This is a genomic window from Nocardiopsis sp. NPDC006198, from assembly GCF_040613895.1.
Taxonomy (GTDB): domain Bacteria; phylum Actinomycetota; class Actinomycetes; order Streptosporangiales; family Streptosporangiaceae; genus Nocardiopsis; species Nocardiopsis tropica.
The window spans coordinates 52,318-73,077 of record NZ_JBEXSY010000019.1; the positions used below are offsets into that span (position 1 = coordinate 52,318).

19 protein-coding genes are annotated in these 20,760 nt (G+C 71.2%); 14 read left to right on the forward strand and 5 right to left on the reverse strand.

Annotation, left to right across the window (positions count from 1 at the left end; genetic code table 11):
• Positions 1–251: 251 nt before the first annotated feature.
• Positions 252–1,103 (forward strand): SDR family oxidoreductase, encoded by an 852-nt coding sequence (locus ABZ234_RS15355; RefSeq protein ID WP_355012461.1) that lies wholly within the window; start codon positions 252–254, stop codon positions 1,101–1,103.
• A 187-nt stretch (positions 1,104–1,290) separates the two neighbouring features.
• Here the strand turns inward: ABZ234_RS15355 and ABZ234_RS15360 are convergent, their stop codons facing one another.
• Together ABZ234_RS15360 and map are read right to left on the reverse strand one after the other, a co-directional pair.
• Positions 1,291–2,574, reverse strand: coding sequence for a hemolysin family protein (locus ABZ234_RS15360; RefSeq protein WP_355012462.1), 1,284 nt, complete (start codon positions 2,572–2,574; stop codon positions 1,291–1,293).
• A 211-nt stretch (positions 2,575–2,785) separates the two neighbouring features.
• Positions 2,786–3,562, reverse strand: a complete 777-nt coding sequence (gene map / locus ABZ234_RS15365; protein ID WP_355012463.1) for a type I methionyl aminopeptidase — start codon at positions 3,560–3,562, stop codon at positions 2,786–2,788.
• Between the two features lie 201 nt (positions 3,563–3,763).
• On the opposite strand from map, the gene ABZ234_RS15370 reads away from it, so the two are divergent.
• The gene (locus ABZ234_RS15370) at positions 3,764–4,333 is read left to right on the forward strand and encodes a hypothetical protein (protein WP_355012464.1); all 570 of its coding nucleotides are present in this window, start codon (positions 3,764–3,766) and stop codon (positions 4,331–4,333) included.
• A 148-nt stretch (positions 4,334–4,481) separates the two neighbouring features.
• Positions 4,482–5,897 carry a DUF6177 family protein gene (locus ABZ234_RS15375; protein ID WP_355012465.1) on the forward strand — a complete coding sequence of 472 codons (1,416 nt, stop codon included), beginning with the start codon at positions 4,482–4,484 and terminating at the stop codon, positions 5,895–5,897.
• A 153-nt stretch (positions 5,898–6,050) separates the two neighbouring features.
• On the opposite strand, the gene ABZ234_RS15380 is transcribed toward ABZ234_RS15375, so the two are convergent.
• Together ABZ234_RS15380 and ABZ234_RS15385 are read right to left on the reverse strand one after the other, a co-directional pair.
• Positions 6,051–6,797, reverse strand: coding sequence for a methyltransferase domain-containing protein (locus ABZ234_RS15380; RefSeq protein ID WP_355012466.1), 747 nt, complete (start codon positions 6,795–6,797; stop codon positions 6,051–6,053).
• A gap of 17 nt (positions 6,798–6,814) precedes the next feature.
• The gene (locus tag ABZ234_RS15385) at positions 6,815–7,282 is read right to left on the reverse strand and encodes a hypothetical protein (protein ID WP_355012467.1); all 468 of its coding nucleotides are present in this window, start codon (positions 7,280–7,282) and stop codon (positions 6,815–6,817) included.
• Between the two features lie 570 nt (positions 7,283–7,852).
• Here ABZ234_RS15385 and ABZ234_RS15390 point away from each other — a divergent pair.
• From ABZ234_RS15390 to ABZ234_RS15415, 6 genes are all read left to right on the forward strand, one after another.
• Complete coding sequence (locus ABZ234_RS15390) at positions 7,853–8,215, forward strand: SdpI family protein (RefSeq protein ID WP_352986231.1); 363 nt, start codon at positions 7,853–7,855, stop codon at positions 8,213–8,215.
• A gap of 40 nt (positions 8,216–8,255) precedes the next feature.
• Positions 8,256–8,864, forward strand: a complete 609-nt coding sequence (locus tag ABZ234_RS15395; RefSeq protein ID WP_355012468.1) for a dihydrofolate reductase family protein — start codon at positions 8,256–8,258, stop codon at positions 8,862–8,864.
• A 184-nt stretch (positions 8,865–9,048) separates the two neighbouring features.
• Positions 9,049–9,654, forward strand: a complete 606-nt coding sequence (locus tag ABZ234_RS15400; protein ID WP_355012469.1) for a hypothetical protein — start codon at positions 9,049–9,051, stop codon at positions 9,652–9,654.
• Between the two features lie 438 nt (positions 9,655–10,092).
• A complete protein-coding gene (locus ABZ234_RS15405) occupies positions 10,093–11,487 on the forward strand; it encodes an SWIM zinc finger family protein (RefSeq protein ID WP_355012470.1) in 1,395 nt (464 codons plus the stop codon).
• A complete protein-coding gene (locus tag ABZ234_RS15410) occupies positions 11,484–14,105 on the forward strand; it encodes a DUF6493 family protein (protein ID WP_355012471.1) in 2,622 nt (873 codons plus the stop codon). Before ABZ234_RS15405 ends, ABZ234_RS15410 begins: the two co-directional genes overlap by 4 nt.
• A 37-nt stretch (positions 14,106–14,142) precedes the next feature.
• The gene (locus ABZ234_RS15415; protein ID WP_355012472.1) at positions 14,143–14,316 is read left to right on the forward strand and encodes a hypothetical protein; all 174 of its coding nucleotides are present in this window, start codon (positions 14,143–14,145) and stop codon (positions 14,314–14,316) included.
• A gap of 212 nt (positions 14,317–14,528) precedes the next feature.
• On the opposite strand, the gene ABZ234_RS15420 is transcribed toward ABZ234_RS15415, so the two are convergent.
• The gene (locus ABZ234_RS15420) at positions 14,529–15,128 is read right to left on the reverse strand and encodes a TetR/AcrR family transcriptional regulator (protein WP_355012473.1); all 600 of its coding nucleotides are present in this window, start codon (positions 15,126–15,128) and stop codon (positions 14,529–14,531) included.
• 159 nt (positions 15,129–15,287) lie between these two features.
• Here ABZ234_RS15420 and ABZ234_RS15425 point away from each other — a divergent pair, with 159 nt between their 5' ends.
• From ABZ234_RS15425 to ABZ234_RS15445, 5 genes are all read left to right on the forward strand, one after another.
• Positions 15,288–16,145, forward strand: a complete 858-nt coding sequence (locus tag ABZ234_RS15425; protein ID WP_355012474.1) for an NAD(P)H-binding protein — start codon at positions 15,288–15,290, stop codon at positions 16,143–16,145.
• 522 nt (positions 16,146–16,667) lie between these two features.
• Positions 16,668–16,994 carry a cell envelope biogenesis protein TolA gene (locus ABZ234_RS15430; RefSeq protein WP_355012475.1) on the forward strand — a complete coding sequence of 109 codons (327 nt, stop codon included), beginning with the start codon at positions 16,668–16,670 and terminating at the stop codon, positions 16,992–16,994.
• The gene (locus tag ABZ234_RS15435) at positions 16,991–17,362 is read left to right on the forward strand and encodes a DUF6507 family protein (RefSeq protein ID WP_355012476.1); all 372 of its coding nucleotides are present in this window, start codon (positions 16,991–16,993) and stop codon (positions 17,360–17,362) included. Before ABZ234_RS15430 ends, ABZ234_RS15435 begins: the two co-directional genes overlap by 4 nt.
• Positions 17,359–20,007 carry a hypothetical protein gene (locus ABZ234_RS15440; protein WP_355012477.1) on the forward strand — a complete coding sequence of 883 codons (2,649 nt, stop codon included), beginning with the start codon at positions 17,359–17,361 and terminating at the stop codon, positions 20,005–20,007. The genes ABZ234_RS15435 and ABZ234_RS15440 overlap by 4 nt, the downstream gene beginning before the upstream one ends.
• Before the next feature lie 17 nt (positions 20,008–20,024).
• A complete protein-coding gene (locus tag ABZ234_RS15445; protein WP_355012478.1) occupies positions 20,025–20,585 on the forward strand; it encodes a hypothetical protein in 561 nt (186 codons plus the stop codon).
• Positions 20,586–20,760: the final 175 nt, after the last annotated feature.

Below are 20,760 nucleotides of genomic sequence, written 5' to 3' on the forward strand. Positions count from 1 at the left end.
TACCCCCGTTGGGCGCGCAGGACGACGCCGCCGAGAAGCACGCCCGCGGGGTGCCCGAGAATGGGGTGCGGTTGACCAGCGGCCTGCATCCCCACGGGCGCTCCGGCGCGCGGGGCCGTCACCGGTGGTGTGGAGCGTGTACGGGGACACCCCCCGGTCCTTCGCCGACCACGCGCGCACCGCCGCCGAGCGGGACGCCTGGAGCATCCGAAGACCGCCCGCCCCCGCAGCGAGAAGGAGAACGAACCATCATGAACGACGTCCTGGTCATCATCGGCGCCGGAGGCATGGGCGAGGCGATCGCACGACGCTGCGCCTCCGGCAGGCACGTGCTGCTCGCGGACGTGGACCGCGACCTGTTGGCACAGGTCACCGAACGCCTGACGGGGGAGGGGCTCGATGTCTCCACGCACACGGTCGATGTCTCCTCGGCCCCCTCGGTGACGCGTCTTGCCGTCGCGGCCGCCGAGCGCGGGGCGGTCACCGCGGCGGTCCACACCGCCGGGCTCTCCCCCGTGCAGGCCCCGGCGGAGGCGATCCTGCGCGTCGACCTGCTCGGAGTCGCCCACTTCCTCGACGCGTTCGCCGGTGTCATCGCACCCGGCGGCGCGGGCGTGGTGATCGCGAGCATGGCCGGCACCCTGTCCGCGGGCCGTCTGCCGGTCGAGACCGAGGCCGCACTGGCCACGACACCGACAGATCGGCTCACGCTACTGCCGTTGTTCCAGGACGAGGCGCTCGGCGACCCCGGTACGGCGTACGCCCTGGCCAAGCGCGCCAACCAGCTCCGGGTACAGGCGGCCAGCCTGGCCTGGGCAGAGCGCGGGGCCAGGGTGAACAGCATCAGCCCCGGGGTGATCTCCACCCCGATGGGCGAGCAGGAACTGGCCGGTGCGTCCGGCACGCAGATGCGCGCCCTGCTGGCCGGGGCCGCCGTCCCGCGTCCGGGCACCCCCGGCGACATCGCCGCGGCGACGGCGTTCCTGATCGGGCCGGACGCCGCCTACGTCACCGGCACCGACCTGCTCGTCGACGGCGGCGTCGTGGCCGGTGTCCGCACCGGCGGTGCCACGGCCCGGGACGCGGCGGTGAGCGGCGGCTGAGGCGAGCACGGCCGGGGACCGGCCGCCGCCCGGGAACGGTTACGGCACGGCGACCGCACGAGCCCCCCGCAACGCTCCGTCGCAGGGGGCTCGTGCGCACCCGGCTCCCACGCCAGCCGCGCGTGGCGGGGCGCGGGGGAGCACCGGTGCCGCCCGGCCGCCCGACACGGGCGGCCGGGCGTGCGGGTCAGGAGGAGGGCTCGGCGGTCGCGGTGCGCCGCACCTTCACGGCCGTGACGGTGCGCCCGCTGGTCTCGGCGACCTCGGCCTCCCAGGAGCCGAAGGAGACCGTCTCCCCGGGCGTCCTGGGGATGTGGCCCAGGATCGCGATGAGCAGCCCGGCGACCGTGACGTAGTCGCCCTCGGGGGGATCGTTCAGCGGCAGGTCCAGGTCGGACAGGTCGTGCACCGGGTAGGTGCCCGGCAGCGTCATGGTGCCGTCGTCGTTGGAGACCACGGTGCGGATGTCGGAGTCGGTCTCGTCGTAGATCTCCCCGACGATCTCCTCCAGCAGGTCCTCCAGGCTGACGATGCCGTCGATGCCGCCCATCTCGTCGACCACCACGGCCAGCTGCTGGTGCTCGGCGGTCATCCGGCGCAGGGCCAGGGAGACCACCAGGGAGTCGGGCAGCAGCATCGGCTCCCGCGCCAGCTCACCGGCCGCGCCCTCCCCGCGGACCAGGTCGGACCAGTGCACGACGCCGAGCACCTCGTCGAGGTCGTCGTCGGCGACGACGGGGGCGCGGGAGTGGCCGTGCTCGGCGAGCATGAGGGCGGCCTCCCCGGCCGGGGTGCGGGCCGGGATGGTGAAGACCTCGCCCCGCGGGACGACGACCTGGCGCAGCCGCCGGTCGTCGATCTCGAAGGCGCCCGAGATGATGGTGCGCTGCTCGGCGGTCATGCCGCGCTGGGTGGCGAGCATCTCGCGCAGCTCCTCCTCGCCGATCTCCTCCTTGGCGGCGGTGGGGTCACCGCCGGTCAGGCGCACGACCAGGTTGGTGGAGGCGCTCAGCAGCCACACCACGGGACGCGAGAGGGCGGCCAGCAGGTCCAGGGGGCGCGAGACCACCAGGGCCCAGGTCTCGGCGCGCTGCATGGCGATGCGCTTGGGCGCGAGCTCGCCGAAGACCAGGGTGACGAAGGTCAGGACGATGGTGACCAGGACGACCGAGACCGGAGCGGCCGCGGAGCCGAGGAAGCCGAGCGGTTCGACCAGGGGCTGGGCCAGGGCCACGGCCGCGGTGGCCGAGGCCAGGAAGCCGGCCAGGGTGATGCCGATCTGGATGGTGGCGAGGAAACGGTTGGGGTCCTTGGCCAGGCGGGCCACGGCCCTGCCGCCGGGCCCCCGCTCCGCCAGCTGCTTGATCTGTCCTTCGCGCAGGGTGATCAGGGCGATCTCGCTGCCGGCGAAGAGGGCGTTGACCACGACGAGGACCAGGACGAGGCCGATTTGAACCCCGTAGCTCTCCATAACTGCTGTCGTCTCCGATGCTGCTGGTGAAATGTGTGGTTCCTGCCCGGTTCCGGGCCGCACAAGCCTCCCACAAACAGCAGTCGGTCCAGAAGGACCGCCGCGAACCTCCGGAGACGGGGCGGACGGGGCCGTGGCGCCCCGTCCGCCCCCACACCCCAGCGCGCCCCCGCCCCACGGCGCGTCGACGCACCGCGGGGCGACCTCGCGGTTACGCCTGCTTCGGCAGGGTGAGGATCTCGGCTCCGTCCTCGGTGACGGCGATGGTGTGCTCGCTGTGCGCGGTCCGGCAGCCCGTCTCGCTGCGCAGCGTCCACCCGTCCTCGTCGGTGACGAGCCGGGCGGTGTCCGCCATGACCCACGGCTCCAGCGCGAGCAGCAGTCCGGGGCGCAGCTTGTACCCGCGGCCGGGCCGTCCGGTGTTGGGGACGTGCGGGTCCTGGTGCATCGTCGAGCCGATGCCGTGGCCCCCGAACTCGGTGTTGATCGGGTACCCCGCCCCGCGCAGGACCTTGCCGATGGCGTGGGAGATGTCGCCGATGCGGGCCCCGGGCCCGGCGGCGGCGATGCCCGCGGCCAGTGCGCGTTCGGTCGCCTCGATCAGCGCGACGCTCTCCGGCGGCCGGGAGCCGCCCACGACGAAGCTGATGGCGGAGTCCGCGGCGACCCCTCCCAGGGAGACGGCGAGGTCGAGCGTCAGCAGGTCGCCGTCGGCGAGCGCGTAGTCGTGCGGGAGGCCGTGGAGCACCGCGTCGTTGACGGCGGTGCAGATGTAGTGGCCGAACGGTCCGCGTCCGAAGGACGGCGCGTAGTCGACGTAGCAGGACTGCGCGCCGGCCTCGGTGATCATCTCCTGGGCCCACCGGTCGATCTCCAGGAGGTTCGTGCCCACCGTGCTGCGGTCCCTCACCGTCTGCAGGATGTGGCCGACCAGAGCCCCTGTCTCTCTGGCCTGGGGCAGCTTGTCAGGGTCCAGGATCTCGATCATGCGGCGCCTTCCTCATGCAACCAATAACTATACCGTCCGTACTATACCGGCTTTGGGGTTCGCCCGAGGCCGGGCCGTCCCGCGCACCCGCGGAGAACGGTGGAGGGGAGGACGGCCCCAGGATCCGGCGCCGGGAGCGGGCCCTGATCCCGATGTTCTTCACCCCGGGCAGCGGCCGGGAAGTGTTCCATACTGGTGCGCATGAATGCCCCGTCTTCCCCCCGCCCCCTCGGTCCGCTCCGGGCCATCGCGCTGGCCGCCGCGGTCCTGGTGGCCGCCGCCTGTTCTCCCCCCGCGCCCCAGGACGAACCGGGTCCCGCCGCCTCCGGCGAGCCGGCGTCCTCCGCCGACACCGGTGGAGCCTCCTCCCGGGTCACCAGCCTGAACGCCGACTTCACCACGCAGGCCCAGCTCGTCCAAGGGCTCACCGCGGCCGTGCGGAACGTCGAGCGCACCACGGACGGCAAGGGCGGCCCGGCCCTGGCGTTCGACCTCACACTCACCAACGCCACGGGCCGGCCCTTCGACGCCACCGGCGTCGCCGTGTTCGTCTTCCACGGCCCCGACAGCAAGGAGGCGTTGCCGGCCATCCTGGAGGTTGACGAGAGCGGCAACGGCACCCTTGCCCACTTCGACGCACCGATCCCCGACGGGCAGGAGGCGACCGTCACCTACGGGTTCGGCGTGTACCCCGACCACGAACAGGTCTTGATGGAGATCGTCCCCGAGGGTTCCGAAGGGGTGTACTTCAGCGGCACCGTCCCCACCTGAGAAAGTCCGTGGGGGATGCCGGTCCCCGCTCACGCGCCCGCGACGGCCGAACGGCGCCGCGGCCGGGCTCCTGTGCGAGGCGACGGGCCGACTCGGCCCTCCCCGACGGGCCCGGCATCCTCCCGCACACCCCCTGCAAGGAGAACTGTTGAGTTACGACGTGGTGGCCCTGGTCGCGGAGAGGCCCGACGACCCGGCCATCGTCGAAGCCCTCCGAGGCGTCGACCCGGAACTGCGGCTGCACCGGCACAAGGACACCAGTGTCCTGCAGGTCCGCGACGGCGACGGCCGCCTGCTGGCCACCCTCGAACCCGGACAGCGGGTCGAGGCCGCGGGCGAGGTCGAGCGCCTGCTCGGCGCGGAGGTCGTGGCGGGCCTGCCCGACCGGTTCTGGTGGACGGAGACCCGGGCGCGCCCCGACGAGCAGGGCCGCGAGGTGGCGCACCGTTTCGCCGACCGGCTCGCCCTCACCCTCGGGGGAGCGGTGTGGACCTCGGGAGCGGCCGACTTCGGACTGTGGGAGGAGTCCGAGCACCCGGCGGCCGAACGCGCCGCGGCCAGGGCGGTCCTGGTCGCCCAGGACCGGGACGTGGTGCCCTTCTCCTCCTGGCTCAGCGACGCGGTGGCCACCCACGCCGGCCGCAAGACGCTCCAGGTGCTCACACCGCCCACCGCACGGCTCACCTACGGCGTGCGCACCTTCCTCGCCGGGCCGCTGGGCCGCTGGGTCGTGCGCGGCCAGGACGGCGGCCACTACGACGGCCTCACCGGGCTCGCGGTGCACTGGGACCACACCTACGGGTTCCTCGCCGACAAGGAGCCCTCCGGGCCGAACTGGGCGGCGAGGGAACCCGACGCTGCGCCGGAGCCCGGGTTCCTCGTCGGCTTCGCCGAAGGCGCCGGGACGCAGGTGGTCGTGGACGTGTCCGCACTCCACCCGGGCCCCGCCGCCCCGCGCCCGGGCCGCGCCGCGGAGATCGTCGCCGAGCACCTGGCCGGGCACTCCCCGGCGGCCTGGGGCCCCCACGAGCCCGCGCTCCGGGAGTGGGATCGCGAGCGCATCGCCCGCTTCGCGGCCGAGCGCGGCCCCAGGGCGTCGATCCTCTACCTCGCCGGGCCGCTCGGCCGGGGGCAGCCGCTCGCCGGGCAGATCAGCCTCACCCACCGGGGCGGCCGCCTCCTGGAACGGGTCTCGATCGTGGCCGGGTTCGAGGAACGGGAGAGCGTCCCCTTCGGCGCGCTCCCGGACCTGGTGCGGGCCCTCGCAGCGGAAGGACTCCTGGAGAGCCTGCGGGTACGCCATGTGCCGGGACACAGCGACACCACCTACGGACCCGTGTGGGCCGGACCCCCGACCCCGGTCGGCGTGGCCATCGGCCCCGACCGCCTGCGCGCGATCGGCCTCGGCCGCGCCCAGGCCGGGCCCGTCAGGGGCACGCTCGTGGGGGAGGGCGGGGACCGGGCGCTCTGGTACCCCGTGGTGCAGGACGCCGCATCGCCCCTGAAGGGCCTGTGGCTCATGCAGCGCCAGACCGACTACCTCGCCTCGGCCTCCCGAGGGTGAGGGGCGGGCCGGAGCCGCCGCCGACAGCCGCCAGGACGGGTGGCGGCGCCACTCACGTGCTGCGCCGCGCGGGCGGCGGACACGGGTGCGGAGGACATGCCCCGTGCGGGGCCCGGCCGGTGTGACGCCCGGGCCCCGCACGGGAAGCCGGGATCAGCGCTCCATCAGGGCGAAGACCCCCCAACCGAGGTACTCACGCGTGGCGCGCGCATAGCGGGCGGGCTCCGCGTCGAGCTCCTCCCGCACCTCGGGGGCCAGCTCGTCGTCCGGGTTCCGGTCGAGCCAACGGCGCAGGTTGAGCCACTGCGCCGCGGCGTACCGGTCCCAGCTGTCCTGGTCGGCCAGCACCATCTCCACGACGTCGTACCCCAGACCCTGGAACTGCCCGATCAGCTCCGGCAGCGACAGGAAATCGTCGATGCCGGCGGCGTTGCAGGCCCTGGCGGTCTCCTCGTCCGGAGGGGTCCGCCGCCAGTACGGCTCACCGATCAGCATCAGGCCCCCGGGGCGCAGGCTGCGGCCGAGCAGCTCGGCCGTCCCGGCGACGCCGTCACCGATCCAGGTGGCGCCGACACAGGCGGCCAGGTCGACCGGCTCGTCCGCGACATGGCCGGAGGCGTCGCCGTGGACGAACTCGACGCGGTCGTCGACGCCGAGCTCGACGGCGCGGGCCCGGGCCTGAGCGGTGAAGGCCGTGCTGATGTCGACGCCCGTGCCCGTGAAGCCCAGGTCGTGTGCCCAGGTGCACAGCATCTCGCCCGAGCCGCTGGCCAGGTCGAGCACCCGCGTCCCGGGGTCCAGGTGGAGCGCCTGACCCAGGGCGGCGAACTTGGCCGGGGTCAGCGGGTTGTGGATGCGGTGGCTGCTCTCGCGGATGGTGAAGATACGGGGAAGGTCCATGACCTGATTCCTTTCCGTCATGCCTTGAAGTTCGGGGACTGCTTGATGGCGCGTCGCAGGCGCGCGCCCTGCTTGGCCTGCCGGTTCATCTCGGCGCGCAGCCGCGCGTCGGTGCGGGAGGCGGCATGGGCGTTCTCGCGAAGCAGCCGGTGACAGCTGTCGGGGCGCCGGTCGGTGAGCCGGCCGTCCTCGACGGCGGATCCGGAGGCGGTGGCCGGCAGGACGGCCACCCGGTCACCGGTGCGCGGCGTCAGCCGGTCCCCGGTGGCAGCCGGGGGGACGAGCACCGCGCGGGAGGGCCCGGTCCCGGCGACGACGTCGCACAGGCCGCGTTCGGCCCGCACCACGCGGCCCGGGACCGGTCCGCCGGCCCGCGACGGGGCGAAGGAGCGCTCGCGCTCCGCCTCCCAGCCGTAGTCGGCCGATGTCAGTACGCGCTCGGGCGAAGGGAGAGCAGAGCGGTGTGAAGCGTGTTGATGAAACACAGTGGAGATCCTTGGAAAGGGGCCCCGCCGGACGGCAGGCGTGCCGGAACCACCCCTACGGGGGAGGAAGGCAGGCGAAGGTCAGGACGAGGCCCGGGAAGTGAGGATGGTCCGGGCACCGCGCACAGCGGTGGTCTCCACGACAGTCATCAACTCACCTCCTTCGGTCTCCGCAAGCGAACAGGTCGTCGCTGCGTCAGAAACTGTAGCATCCGATTCGACGAGCCCGGAGGGGAGTTCCGTCACCGGTTCCGGTACGTGCCCGCGAAGACCCGTACCCGGTGGAGCGCCCACCGGTTCCGTCGTCCCGCACCGGCCTGTCCGGCGGCCGGGCCACGGAGCTCGTCGGACAGGTCTCCCCCTTCTCGGCGGCGAGGGCCCGGAGTTTCTCGGCGTCGTCGGCGGAGGCGCCCACGAACGCCCCGGGCCCTCGTCGCCGCGGCACAGGAGAACGCCGTCGAGGCCGCGGCGTCGTCGCGGGGTGTTCGCGCGGTGGGCGCGGGGCGGTGAGACGGTGGTTGACGTCCATGGGCCCCGTGCCCGGGGCCGTGAACGAAAGGGAGGGTGTCGGTGGAAGAGGCGCTGGGACTGGTGTCGATCCTGTGCGGGGTGGTGGGGATCTCCGCGGTCTGCATCGCGGTGACCCGTTCGGGTTCCGACGGCCGACTGCCGCGTGACGGGGCGGTCGGGATCCGTACACGGCACACCACGGCCTCCGAGGCGGCATGGCGGGCCGGTCACACCGCGGCCCTGCCCCTGGTGGCCACAACCGCCTGGGTCGCCGCCGCCACCGCCGTGCTCGCGGTCCCGGCCCAGCTCTGGTTCGGTGGAGGATGGGGCGTCGTCGCGGGGCTGTGCGGCATGGCCTGCGAGGTCATCGTGCTCGTGCGTGCGACGATGACGGCCGATCGGGCCGCCCGGAGAGCCTCCTGACGCAACGCCCGACACAGCAGCCCCACCGAGAGGACCTCCGATGCGCAGCGTGATCTCTTCGATGGGCGTCTCACTCGACGGCTACATCGTCGGGCCGGACGGCGGCTTCGCCTGGACGGAGCCCGGCGACGAGGTCTTCCGCTTCGTCACCGACGAGACACGCGGGATCGGCGTCTACCTGTTGGGGCGGCGGCTCTACGAGACGATGCTGTACTGGGAGACCGCCGACCGGGATCCATCGCTCGACGCCCCGACGCTCGAGTGGACCGAGCTCTGGACGTCCCTCCCCAAGGTGGTCTTCTCCACCACGCTGTCGGCGGTACAGGGCCGTGCCCGCCTGGCCTCCGGCGGTCTGGCGGAGGAGGTCGAGCGGTGGCGGGCCGAGCCTGGAGAGGGCGACATCGCGATCGGCGGCGCGACGCTCGCGGCCGAGGCGGCCGAACTGGGTCTGATCGACGAGTACCGGGCCAGGGTCCACCCGGTGCTGGTCGGCGGCGGGATCCCCTTCTTCCCCCGACGCGAGCGCCGGGTGGATCTCGAACTCGTCGAGAACCGCACCTTCGATTCGGGGGTCGTGTACGTCCGCTACCGCGTGGTGCGTCAGCGCCACCACGGGGACCCCTCGTCCGGTCGGCGGGCAGACGTGTAGAGGCCGCGGTCCCTCCGCGAGCGGCGCGGCGTGCGCCCGGCCACCCGGCGCACCCGCACCGCGATGGAGCACGACCGCCGGGGGTCCGGAGCCGGGCACCTGTCGGACCGAACGGCGCGGAACCAACTCCTGAGCCACAGCGTCACAAGCCTTTGATGAGAACTGAAGAGAAGGCGGTGGCCCCGTGAGCCACGTGCAGGACGCACTCGTGCTGACCCCGAGCCGGCGCAGGGTCTGGACCAGGCTGGCCGTCGCCGCGGTGCCCGTCGTGACGGCGACCATCGGTATCTGGGTGAAGGCCGGGCCCGTGGCCGGCCTCATCGCGGGCGCCCTGTTCGCCGTGATGGTCGTGCTGCTCCTGCTGCACACGCACCGCTCCAGCATCGTCCTGACCCCGTACGAGTTCATCGAGAAGGGGCTGGGCTTCCAGCGGCGCCGTCCCAGGGGCCGCATCGCCCGCCTGGTCCGCGCGAACGTCGTCGTGCCCCGCTCGGGTGCCAACGAGACCCTGTACGTGCTCGACGCCGACAACGACGTGGTGATCAGGCTGTACGGCGCGAACTACACGTCCCAGGACATGGACCGCCTGGTGGAGGCGCTCGCCGTGCCGTGCGAGGGCCCCGACCGGCCGGTCACCTACGCCGAACTGGCCAGGACCCACCCGCACGTCCTGTCGTGGGTCGAGCGGCACCCCGTTCTGATGTCCCTGGCGATCCTCGGCGTCCTGCTCCTGCTCCTCGCGGTGTTCGTCCTGTCCATGCTCCTGCTGGATATGACGGGGTACGTGTAGGACCGGTCCGGGAAGGGCGCGCGACCAGAAGGCCGGCCGGGGCCGCGGGGCACACCGCGGGGCAGGACGCCCCCGGCGGTCACGCACGGGAATCGAGACGGTGGGAGCGCGGAGGCCTCGGCCCCCGCTCCTTCCCGGCCCCTCTCGTCCGCCTCCCCGGTCGGGGAGCGCCCCGACCGACGGCGGTGCGGGGGCGGCGGGGCGCTACGGCCGCCCGCCCAGCCCCGCCCAGTCCCGCCTCGCACCGCGCCGCTCAGCTCTTGCCCGACCGGGACGACCGATAGGCCGACTCCCGCGGGAGTCGGCGACGAGCAGGGTGAACGCCCGGGCGATCCTGTCGGCGAGGCCGCCGTCGGCGGGGTGCGGCACGGCGGGAGGCCCTGTCGACGGGAGGGACGGGGACGCCCTTTGTCACTGGGGCTCAGTAGCGTCGCGCCCATGTCGCACACCGCGTACACCTACGCCTATCTGCGGCCCTCCGCGGTGCACAGCACCGCGACGGGGGACACGCTCAGCCTCCAGACCTCCGGGGGGACCACCCCTGCGGGACGGGCCGGCCGTCCGCGGTTCTTCGCAGGCTTCCTGACGAACCCCCAGGTCGCCGCGGCCGGTCTGCTGAGCGTCGCCGACACCGCCGCCGCCCGCTACCACCGGCCGCAGAACAGGGCGTCGCTCGACCCGGTGGTCACCGGGAACGGCGACCGGCTCCGGTTCGAGTCGTTCTCCGGCTGCTGCGGGGTGTACGCACGGCTCGACCTGCTGGACGAGGCCCTCGACGGCGACGACGTCCGGCACGGCACGACCAACGTCGACGTCAACGCCCCCCTCGCCGACGCCCTGGGCCGCGTCGGACCGGGCGACCCGCTGTACCTGGAGGTCGGCCCCGACGAGCTGGCCGTCACCACCTTCGACGGGCCGGTGGTGGAGAAGAAGGTGCCGCTGCCCGACCGCTGGCTGCGCGGCTTCGCCGAAACACAGGTCATCGCCTCGGGGTTCGACCTGCGCGCCGAACTCGCCGCCGCCGACGCCGTCCGCTTCCTCCGGTCGCTGCCCCGCCCCAACGCCGCCCGGGGCGCGTCGCGCGGGGCCCTCTGGGCGGTGCCGTCCGGCCGCACGCTGCGCACCACCGCGCGCGCTGTCCCCGGGGCCGTGTGCCTCGCGGGCCCGGAACGGCTCGCCCCGCTGACGCGCGTGCTGCGCCACGCCACGGGACTGCGCATCCACGGCCCCCGCGTCGCCGCCGGAAGCGCCCCCGTGGCGAGCGCGTGGGAGGTCCTCCTCCCCGGGATGCGCCTCACCCTCACCCTGTCCCCGGACACCGCACGCGGGTTCTCCGGTGAGGGCGGCGTCCTCGACGCCCTGGCGGCGGAGGATTCGACCGACGACGCCGACCTGGTGTCGGTTCTGCTCGCCTGGGAACCCACCGTCGACGTCGGAGACCTGGCCGCGCAGTCAGGACTCACCCCCGAGCGTGTACGGGCGGCGCTCACCCGCCTGGGCACGGCCGGGCGCATCGGCTACGACGTGTCGGAGTCGGCGTACTTCCACCGCGAACTGCCCTACGAGACCGGGCGGGCCGAGCGCCACAACCCCCGGCTGAGGGCCGCCCGGACCCTGGTCGAGGCGGGCTCGGTCCGCTTCGACGGTGACGAGCCCGCCACGGTCACCGTCGACGGCCGCGTCCACCGGGTCCGGTCCGCGGAGGGGCGCCTGACGTGCACCTGCCAGTGGTGGGCCGAGTACCGCGGAGGACGCGGCCCGTGCAAGCACGTCCTCGCCGTCCGCATCGCCCGCCCTCTCACCCCTGCCGACCACCCACCGGAGCCCCGATGACCGACCGCCCCGCCTACGACATCCCCGACACCGCCACCCCGGGCGTGCGAGCCGTGCTGCACGCCGTACGCGAGGGCCGCGGGCAAGACGTCTGCCGACTGCTCGCACCTCTCGCCGACGCCGAGCGCCGCACATGCCTGCCGGTGCTCAAGACCTGGCGCAGGTCGGTGCGCAACAACTGGGGGCCCGAGCACCTGGCGGTGCGCACGGCTCTGTTCTACGCCGGCGCGGGATGCTCCACCGGTACGGCCGACGCGGCGCAATGGATCGCGAGCCCCGATCTGCGCTGGGTCGACCGCGACACAGCGCTGGTCGTCTCCGTGGTGGCCCATCGCGGACCGGAGTGGCTGGCCAAGGTCGTCCACCGGCTGGCGGAACGCCGCACCGTGGCCGAGGAGGAGTATCCCCTGATCGCCCTGCTGGCACGGGCCGCGGGCTGCGAGCTTCCCGCGACCGACGGCGTCGTCCTGGGCTGGGAGCAGAGCATCGGCGGCCGGGGTCGCTCGATCGAGGACGACCTGCGCAAGGACCCGTGGCTGACCGTCATGGTCCCGCGGCTGTTCGAGGTGCCCGGGACCGGATCGAGCTTCCAGTACTCCTGGCCGAACGATGCGGGCTGGCCGCACGCACTGGCCCGGCTCGCCGGGGAAGGACTGCTCGACCGGGCGATGCTGCTCGACGGCTGCCTGTCGCGGCTGCTGCGCGAGCCCCGGACCGGCACGGTGCGGGGCTTCCTCGCCCTGTTGACCGCGCTGGACCCGACCGAGGACGAGCACGCGGCACGCCTCCTCACATGGGTACGGATACTGCCCGACGCGCACCCGCAGGCGGCGGCGCGCGCCCAGCAGGCACTGGCCGTGCTGGACGAGGCGGGCCGGCTGGACGACGAACGCCTGATCGAGGCATCGCTGGCCGCCCTGGTCCGTCCCGAGAAGAAGATCGTGCGGACCCAGCTGACCCTCGTCGACAAGGCGATCAAGCGCGACCGGTCACGCGCCGACGTCCTGCTCCCCGTCGTCGCCGAGGCGTTCGGCCAGGAGGAGCACAGCCTCCAGGAGCGCGCCCTGGCCCTGGCCGTGCGCCACAGTCGGTACGCGGACGCCGCCGTGCTCGCCGGGCTGGCCGCCGACTCCGGCAGGCTCGCCCTGGATCTGCGCCGACGGGCCGCGGACGCGTTCGGCGACGCCGTTCCCGCGGAGGCTCCGGCGGAGAGCGGGGATGCCCCGCTGCCGCCCGCACCGGAGCCCGAGCGGCTGGCGCCGCCCGCGCCCACCGCCGCCGAGCTCGCCGAGGACGTGGCGGCGCTGCTGCACGGCAACGGCACCCCGGCCCAGGAGGAGCGCGCGCTGAACGCACTCGTGGTGCACGCCCGCGCCGATGCGGACGGCCTGCGCGCGGCCCTCGAACCGGTCGCGGCACGCCACCGCGAGCGCGTGCCGTACGTGAACGCCTCCGACGGTCTGTGGTTCGTCGTCCACACCGCCGTGTACGGCCTCCCGCCGCGGAACCTGGACTACATCCGCTCTCTGGTCGAGGGACACCAGTGCCAGCACCAGGCGACCGGATCCATCCGCTTCCTGCGCGCGGACGAGGTCGCCGTACGGCTGCACCGCGACCCCCCGCCGGGCCTGCTGGCCACGCCCACCTGGTCGACGGGGACGATCGACCCCGCGGACCTGGCGGCGCGGATCGCCGACTACGAGCGCTCCGGCGCCGAACCCGGGCCGGTCGACCTCCGGCAGGCGCTGCTGCGTCTGGACCGCGACGTCTCGCCGGAGGCGCACACGGCCGCCGGGCGCCTCACGTCCCCGGCGGGGCGCCGGCTCGCGGCCTGGCTCGCCTCGGGCGGACTGCCCGATCCCGTCCTCACCCGCACCGCCGAACCGCTGCGCCTGCGCTCGCCCCGCCCCGGCGTACTGGTCCGTACCGCGGCCCTCCCCGGGCACGCCGAATGGCCCGAGCCGTTCCGGTCCCTGCTCGCCGAGCACGACCCCGTCGGCAGCCCGTGCAGGTGCCACGGCGGAGGGGAGTGCTCCGCTGAGGCGCTGGCGATCCTGCCTCGGCACCGGGAGGTCATCGCGGGGCGCATGCTGGTGTCCGTCGCGATCCTCGCCGAGTACGACCAACTCGACGAGCACGCGCCGGTGCTGCCCGCCCTCGCGGAGTCGGGCGGCCCGGCCGGGCCCGCGACCCACCTCATCATGGCCTACGGTCTGGGAGCCCGCCGCCCGGAGTCGCAGATGCACGCCGTGGACGCGATCCTCACCCTGGCCGCCCGCGGCCAACTGGACACGCAGCGCCTGGGCGAGGACGTCGGCGAACTCACCGTCCTGCGCCGGCTCAAGGCTCAGCGCTACGCGAAGATCCTGCGTGAGGTTTCCCGCGGCGGGGGGCACGACCTGGTGTGGTCCCTCCTGTCGGCGTCCCTGCCCGTCCTGCTGCGCGGTGCCCCGCCGTCCGGCCTGTCGGCCGTGATCACCCTGGCGGCGGACTGTGCGGAGCTCTCCGGGGCCAAGGGCCCCGAGATACCGTGTATCACCGAACTGGCGTCCCGTCCGGGATCATCGCAGCTGGTCAAACAGGCCCGGCGCATCCGCGACATGATCACGGCACCGTAGCGCGTGTTCGGGCGGGGGTGGCGGGACCGAAGGCGGTTTGCCCAGCGGGCCCGTCGCCTGCGCCGAGCCGGCCAGGACCCGTCCACACGTCCTGTCGTGGGTCGGGCGGCGCCCCGTTCTGCCGGCCCGGGTGGTCGTCGGCGTCCTGCTCCTGTTCCTCGCGTTGTCCGTCCTGGTCATGCTCCTGCTGGACGTGGCGGGGTACGTGTAGGACCCGCCCCGCGGGGGTGGGGGACCGCAGCCCCTGCGGGTCCGTGGGGGAACACCCGCCGACCGGGCCCACCGGGCGCACCCGGCTCCGGGGCCGGTGCCGAGAGGAACCTCTGCCCCCCCGCGTGTTCCTTCCCGGCCGACCGCCGGGTCGCGCCCTGCCCACCCGGACCGGGAAGCCCGGTGGACACGCACAGACCCCTGCGCACCCCTTCATCCGCAGGAAGGATCCTGTCGCCCGCGGATTCCGTCGAGGAGGAAGGCGGTGCGGCGGTCGTACGCGTCCCGGGGCGGGCGGGCGCCGTGTTTGAGCGCGAGTGCGTTGTCGACGACGAGCGCGTGGAGGTCGTCCGGCGTGAACTCGGGCCGCAGGGTTCCGGAGGCGTGACCCGCGGCGACGAGTTCGCCGTTGATCTCGCCTGCGGCCCGGCAGATGTCCATGAGCTGCTGGGAATGGGGAAATTCCTGCAGCAGGACGTCGTTGGCGGTGGGCTGGCGGTACTGCAGGTCCCGGATCGCGGTGATGTAGTACGCGACCCTCTCCCCGGCGCCGTCGAGGGCCCGTGTCCGGTCGATGGCGGCGTAGAGCTCGTTCGCGACGACTTCTTCGATGACGGCCTCGATGAGTCCGACCCGGCCGCCGAACCGGTTGAAGATCGTCGCCTTGCTCACCCCGGCCGCCCTGGCCACCTCCTCCAAAGGCACGCTCAGTCCCCGCCCCTGGAAGGCGCCGATCGCGGCGCGGCGGATCTGCTCCGCGTTGCGCCGGGCGTCGGCGCGCAGCCGAGGCCTCGCGGGTGTCGCACCGGTCATGGTCCCTGCCGTTCCTCGCTGACGCCACCGTAAGTTGACTCTTTGGGTCAGTTTATCTACGGTCGACGGCGGACGCGAAACTGACCGCGCTGGTCAACTTATGCGGAAGTCCGCCACCGGGCCGGACACCAGCGCTGACACCCAGGGAAGGCCACGAACATGATCGTCGTCACCGGTGCCACCGGCACCCTCAACGGAGCCACGGTCGAGCACCTCCTCAAGCGCCTGCCGGCCGACAGGATCGGCGTCAGCGCGCGCGACGTCGCCAAGGCCCAGCACTTCGCCGACCGCGGCGTGCGCGTACGGCAGGGCTCCTACGAGGATCCGGCCGCTCTGCGCGACTCCTTCGCCGGCGCCGACCAGGTGCTCCTGGTGTCCGGGAACGACCCGGCGGCCGACATGGTGGGTCTGCACCGCAACGCGATCGAGGCGGCCGTCGAGGTCGGCGCCCGGAGGATCCTGTACACGAGTCAGCAAGGCGTCGCGACCGACGGCCCGTACCCTCCGGCGGCCGTTCACGCCGCCACCGAGACGATCCTCGCCGATGCGGGGGTCGCATGGACCTCCCTGCGCTACGGCTTCTTCTCCCACAGCTTCGCCCCCCTGCTCGGGCCGTGGCGAGAGACCGGGGTGATCGCCGCACCGGCCGACGGACCCGTCCCGTGGACCGCCCCCGCCGACCTGTCCGAGGCCACGGCAGCCCTCCTCTCCGGTGAGCGCTCCTTCGACGGAGCCGTCACCCTGATCGCCGGTGAGGCCGTCACCCTCGACGACTTCGCCGGGATCGCCTCCGAACTCAGCGGCCGCTCCGTCGAGCGTGTCGTCGTCGACGACGAACAGTGGGTGACCGACCAGACGGCGGACGGTGTTCCGGAGCAGGCGGCCCGCTTCATGCTCACCATGTTCCGTGCGACCCGTCAGGGCTACTTCGCGCAACAGGACCCGCTGCTGGCCGAACTCCTGGGCCGTGAACCCCGCGGCGTCGCCGACCGGCTCGCCGAGCAGATCGGGGCCTGAAGGGCTCGGAGCGGGTCCGAGGAGGACGTCGTGGACCGGGCGCCCCGGCCGCCGGCCGCGGGCGACCGGGGCGCCCGTGTCCGCCAGAGCGCCGGACCACGTCGTCGAGCGCGCAGGTGCTCCGGCGTGCCCGGTTCGGAGCCGGTCCATCGGTCCGAGGTCCCTTCGCGGTGCCACTGCGTCACGGGACAGCCGTGCCCCGAGGCGGTTCTTTGACATCCGAGGTCGCGCACAGGCCCTTTCCTGTGCAGCGGCTCCGTCCTCGAAGAGCGGTGCGACCCGGGTCAGTGGCGAGAGGGCTCGTCTTCGCCAAATATCAACAAGAGTGACTCAAGTCACCCTCTTGGTTCATGTGGTGGCAATGCAGAACATCCGGCCTGCTCAGGTCGATCCCGGTGGCCGTGGGGACGGCGTTCGAGGTGGAACAAAGCCCCTGAGGAAAGTCACTGCATGTAGGCATACTGCAACTGCAAACCCTCAAAGGCAGGTGCAGCACTGACAAAGAGGAGAAAAGCCGGGCGAATGAAGTTCGAGCTGGTAGACCCCCCAGAGCAACCCCCCACCCCCGGAGAACTCCCCGGCCCCTCCGCCACGAGCCAGGGCCGGCAGGAACAGGCCGCGTCCTCCTCGGCCCCCGAGCACCACGACGCCCTCCTCCCACCGGTCAGACAACGCATGAACACCGCGGTCGAAGGCGTCCGAGTCTCGCTCGACCAGCTCAGGGCCCGCGTCGCGGACAAGAGCATGGCCGAGGCCGCACGTGCTGCTGCCCAGGTCCGCGACGCCGACGCCGGCACCGCCTTCCACCCGCACCGGTTCACCGCCCGCACACAGGCGGGTGAGCGATGAGCCGGTGGGACATCGACGTCCACGGCGTGGCGCTGACCCTGACCGACTTCAGCACCCGGCTGGGCCTGGACGGCGAGGGCTTCTCCGCCACCATCGACACCACCGCCGACGGCATCGACATGGCCCTGACCAACGCCAAGAGCCCCCCGGTCGAAGCGGCCCTGGGCGGGTTCCTCGGCCACTTCACGACCCAGACCAACGCCATGTTCACCCGCAGCCTCTCCTGCCTGCAGGGCGCCAACGACGCGACCCTCGCCTACGACCAGGGACAGGAGGAGATGGCCGCCGAAGCCCAGAGCCAGGCCGGCACCGGCTTCAACCTCGACCTGGGACCCGACGCCCCCGCCACCCCCGGAGGACCGCGGTGACCTTCGAGCCCACCCAGCCCCAGGACGGGGTGGACCCGAACATGTTCACCCTCATCGACCCCGAGGCCATCCCCTACCCCCTGACCGACGTCTGGTCGCTCAACTACGCCGCCGAGACACTGCGCACCGGCGGGGAGAACCTCCTCGGCGGCGCCGAGGACATGCACTCCACCTGGGCAGGACTGCAGGCCCACTACGTCGCTCCGGAGAGCGAGACGCTCTTCGCCGCCATGGACCCGGTGGTGACCCGGGGCGAGGACATCCAGAGCGACCTGGCCACCGTCGCCGACGCCCTGGAGGAACTGGCTGAGGCCGCCTCGACGGCGCGTTCTTCGCTCAACACCCTCAGGATCGAGGCGCAGTCGTTCTGGAACAAGCACCACGACAAGAAGGTGTGGTGGCTGGACAAGGACGACGAGACCGACGAGTGGGCCCTCCAGGAGAACATCCGGCTCAAGGACGGTGTCAACACGGCCTGGGCTGCGTTCAACGAGGCCGAGAACGCCTGCGCCACACGGATCTCCGCTCTCTTCGGCGGCCCCTCCTACGCCTCGCCCGACCAGGCGGGCGGGGACGACGTGCTCGTCTACGGGCTGCCCACCGACGCGGGTGAGCGCGAGGCCCCGGGGTTCGACGAGACCTTCATGGACCCGGCCAACGACTTCACCGCGTGGTTGGGCACCGAGTTCCACCCCTCCATGGCGAGCTTCTCCAACAGCACCGACCAGGCCGCCTGGGACATCCTCGTGGTCGACGGACTGTGGGGGTCTGCGGTGGGGCTGGCCTCGCTGTCCGGCCTGTGGCACCCCCAGGGCGGATGGCAGATCACCCCCAGCGGGCGCTGGGAGAACGCCAAGAACACCGTCAAGGACGGGTGGATGGACGCGATGACCTTCATCGGCGTCCACGACGAACAGGGATGGGTGGCCGATGGTGCCGAGGGCACCAGGTGGGACCGCTGGACCACCAACATCGGCGCCAGCTGGGACCAAGCGGTGGAGGGGCACACGGCCTGGTCCAGGCGCGAGGAGGACCCTGAGTACACCGGTTCCACCAGCGTCCTCAACACCGCGCTGATGACCGTGGGCATCCCGCTCAAGATCGGCACGACCGTGCTGACGCTCGGGCCGGGCGGAGAGGCGATCACCCCCTCCAACCGGGACGGCTCCTACTCCGACGGCAACGGCCAGTCCTCCCAGACCGGCGGGCGCCTCCCGGTGGGCCCGAGCAGCCCACTGCCCCAGCGCCTGGAGGAAGGAAGCACGCCGATCGGCGAACGCTTCCGGCACGACCTCACCCTGCTCCGCGAATCGCTCCTGGACCCCGACCAGTACCGCAACACGCCCGCACCCCGGCCGGATGCGCCCTCCCCGTCCCCGAACCGGCCGGTGGTCGGCGACGGCGGCGACCAGCCCTCCCCGACCACACCCCAGCGCGGCGACACCCCGCAGGGTCAGGGAGAGGGCACTTCGCCCGACCGCCCCCGTGTCGAGGACACGGACACTCCCAGAAGGCCTGACCAGGACACCGAAGCCCTCGCGCCGACCACCCGCCCGGACACCGAAGGGCAGCGCGGCGACAACGCGGAGCAACGAGCCGAGGACGGTCCCGAACAGCGTCCTACGAGTCGTACGGACGATGAAGGAACCGACGGTCAGGGCGACGACCGCCCCGTGCGGCGTGACGACGCTCCGAGTGAGGAACCCGCACGTCCGGAAACCGCCACCGGAGGTGGTGAGGGCGGCGGAGACCAGCCGCCCCGGGACCGCACCACCACCGGTGGGGATGATGGTGAAAATGCTGACTCAGGTGAGGAGAATATTTCTCCTCCCTCTGATCCAGACTTGGAAAGAAGGCTCGATAAGGCAGAAAAAGCCGAGAATGGTCTTCGTGATGCGAATTTGTCTGAAGAGGAGATTCTTGCCCTCCGTGGAGATCATCCCCGTGATGGAGACCAGTGGCAGCGTGTCGCATCGGCTCTCAGTCAGAAGTTTGGGGGAGGTGTGGCAAACGATATGCATCCGAGGGCCACTCGCTTTGCCATGGAGGGCGCCGAAAACCCGCGAGAATTCGCCTATCGATACGAGTACTTCAAGGCCACTTTTGACGAATTGGCAACTGAACTCCAGGAAAGTGGAGTAAGCAAGAGGGATTCGCAGAGAAATGTGGCGTCCGAGATGACAGATGATTTTGTTGCTCAACGCCTGGAGCAGGACCATGCTGCGGTCGAGCAGAAAAGGCCCGATCAGCCAGCTCGAGTAGATACAGAATTGCCGCCCGAAGAATTCGAGCAGGCAATCCGAGACCAGGCTGGCAATATCGGCATGGGTCACCAGACGTCCACTGCCTACCATGCGCGGAAGCACTATGATGAGATTCAGCCGTGGGAGCAGGGGGGTAGTATTGTAGATGACTATATGGATAGTGCGGAGGAGACGATCCGGAGCGGAGAGATTCGTAGCCGGGAGCCACTTGACGGCGGTGGTGAGAGATTGGAAATAGTAAGACCGAAGCTTGACTTGGACGGGAATCAGGTAATCGACAAGAGAAAGAAAAAAGAAGTATTCTTGAGGGCGATAGTGATTGTCAAGGAAGACGGTTCTATAGTCATGCCGACATACGGCAACACGGTCTTCAAGGACTAGTTCAACTGGGGGAGTTTATGCCTCAAGAAGACATGATAAAAATTATTGAAAAACTTGAAAAGAAAAAAGGCAAAAAAGAGGCGGTGTTGGAAGTCGGCTCGGTGCTCGACTCTCTGCCTTCTATCTATGTCGAATTGAAGAGTAGTCCCGTTTCTGTTGATATTTCAGAAGGCTTCAGGGCTTCCTTCTCCAGGCTTTTGGTGAATGAGGATAACCTAGGGGGCCTTAGGGCCTATGTTGGAAAGTGTTCCAACTATGCTGAGCGTGGTCGCCTAGATGGTTTTGAAGTGGCGTGCTGGATGCGCTCTGTGCTGCAAATACTCGACGATGAGTTCATGGATTGGGATAGTGTTGGTTCAACAAGTTTAGAAGTTACCTTCCATGAGGATCTTGAAGATATAGATGAAATTATCAAGGATGTTTCTGATGAAGCTCCGCCTGTGCGGAGTTCGGATATTCCAGACTGGGTTCCCGAAGGGTACTGGTGGTGGAGTTCCCCAGTTCGACAAGATATGAGTGAAGAAGAAAAAAGAACACGGCTTGAATATGACCATCTCGATGGTGTGTACGATGGATGACAATGTCTGATTTTTCTCTGAATTTTATCCCCTTTCTTCCTGTTCTCTTTTGGTGTTCCCCGGTCTGAGGTCGGTGCAGGTGAAGCCATATCGAAATATTCAGCGCGGAGCAGACGTATCGGACAGTAAGGAAGCGTACGATATTTATCGTAGTCACCTCCCATCTGTGCAGATG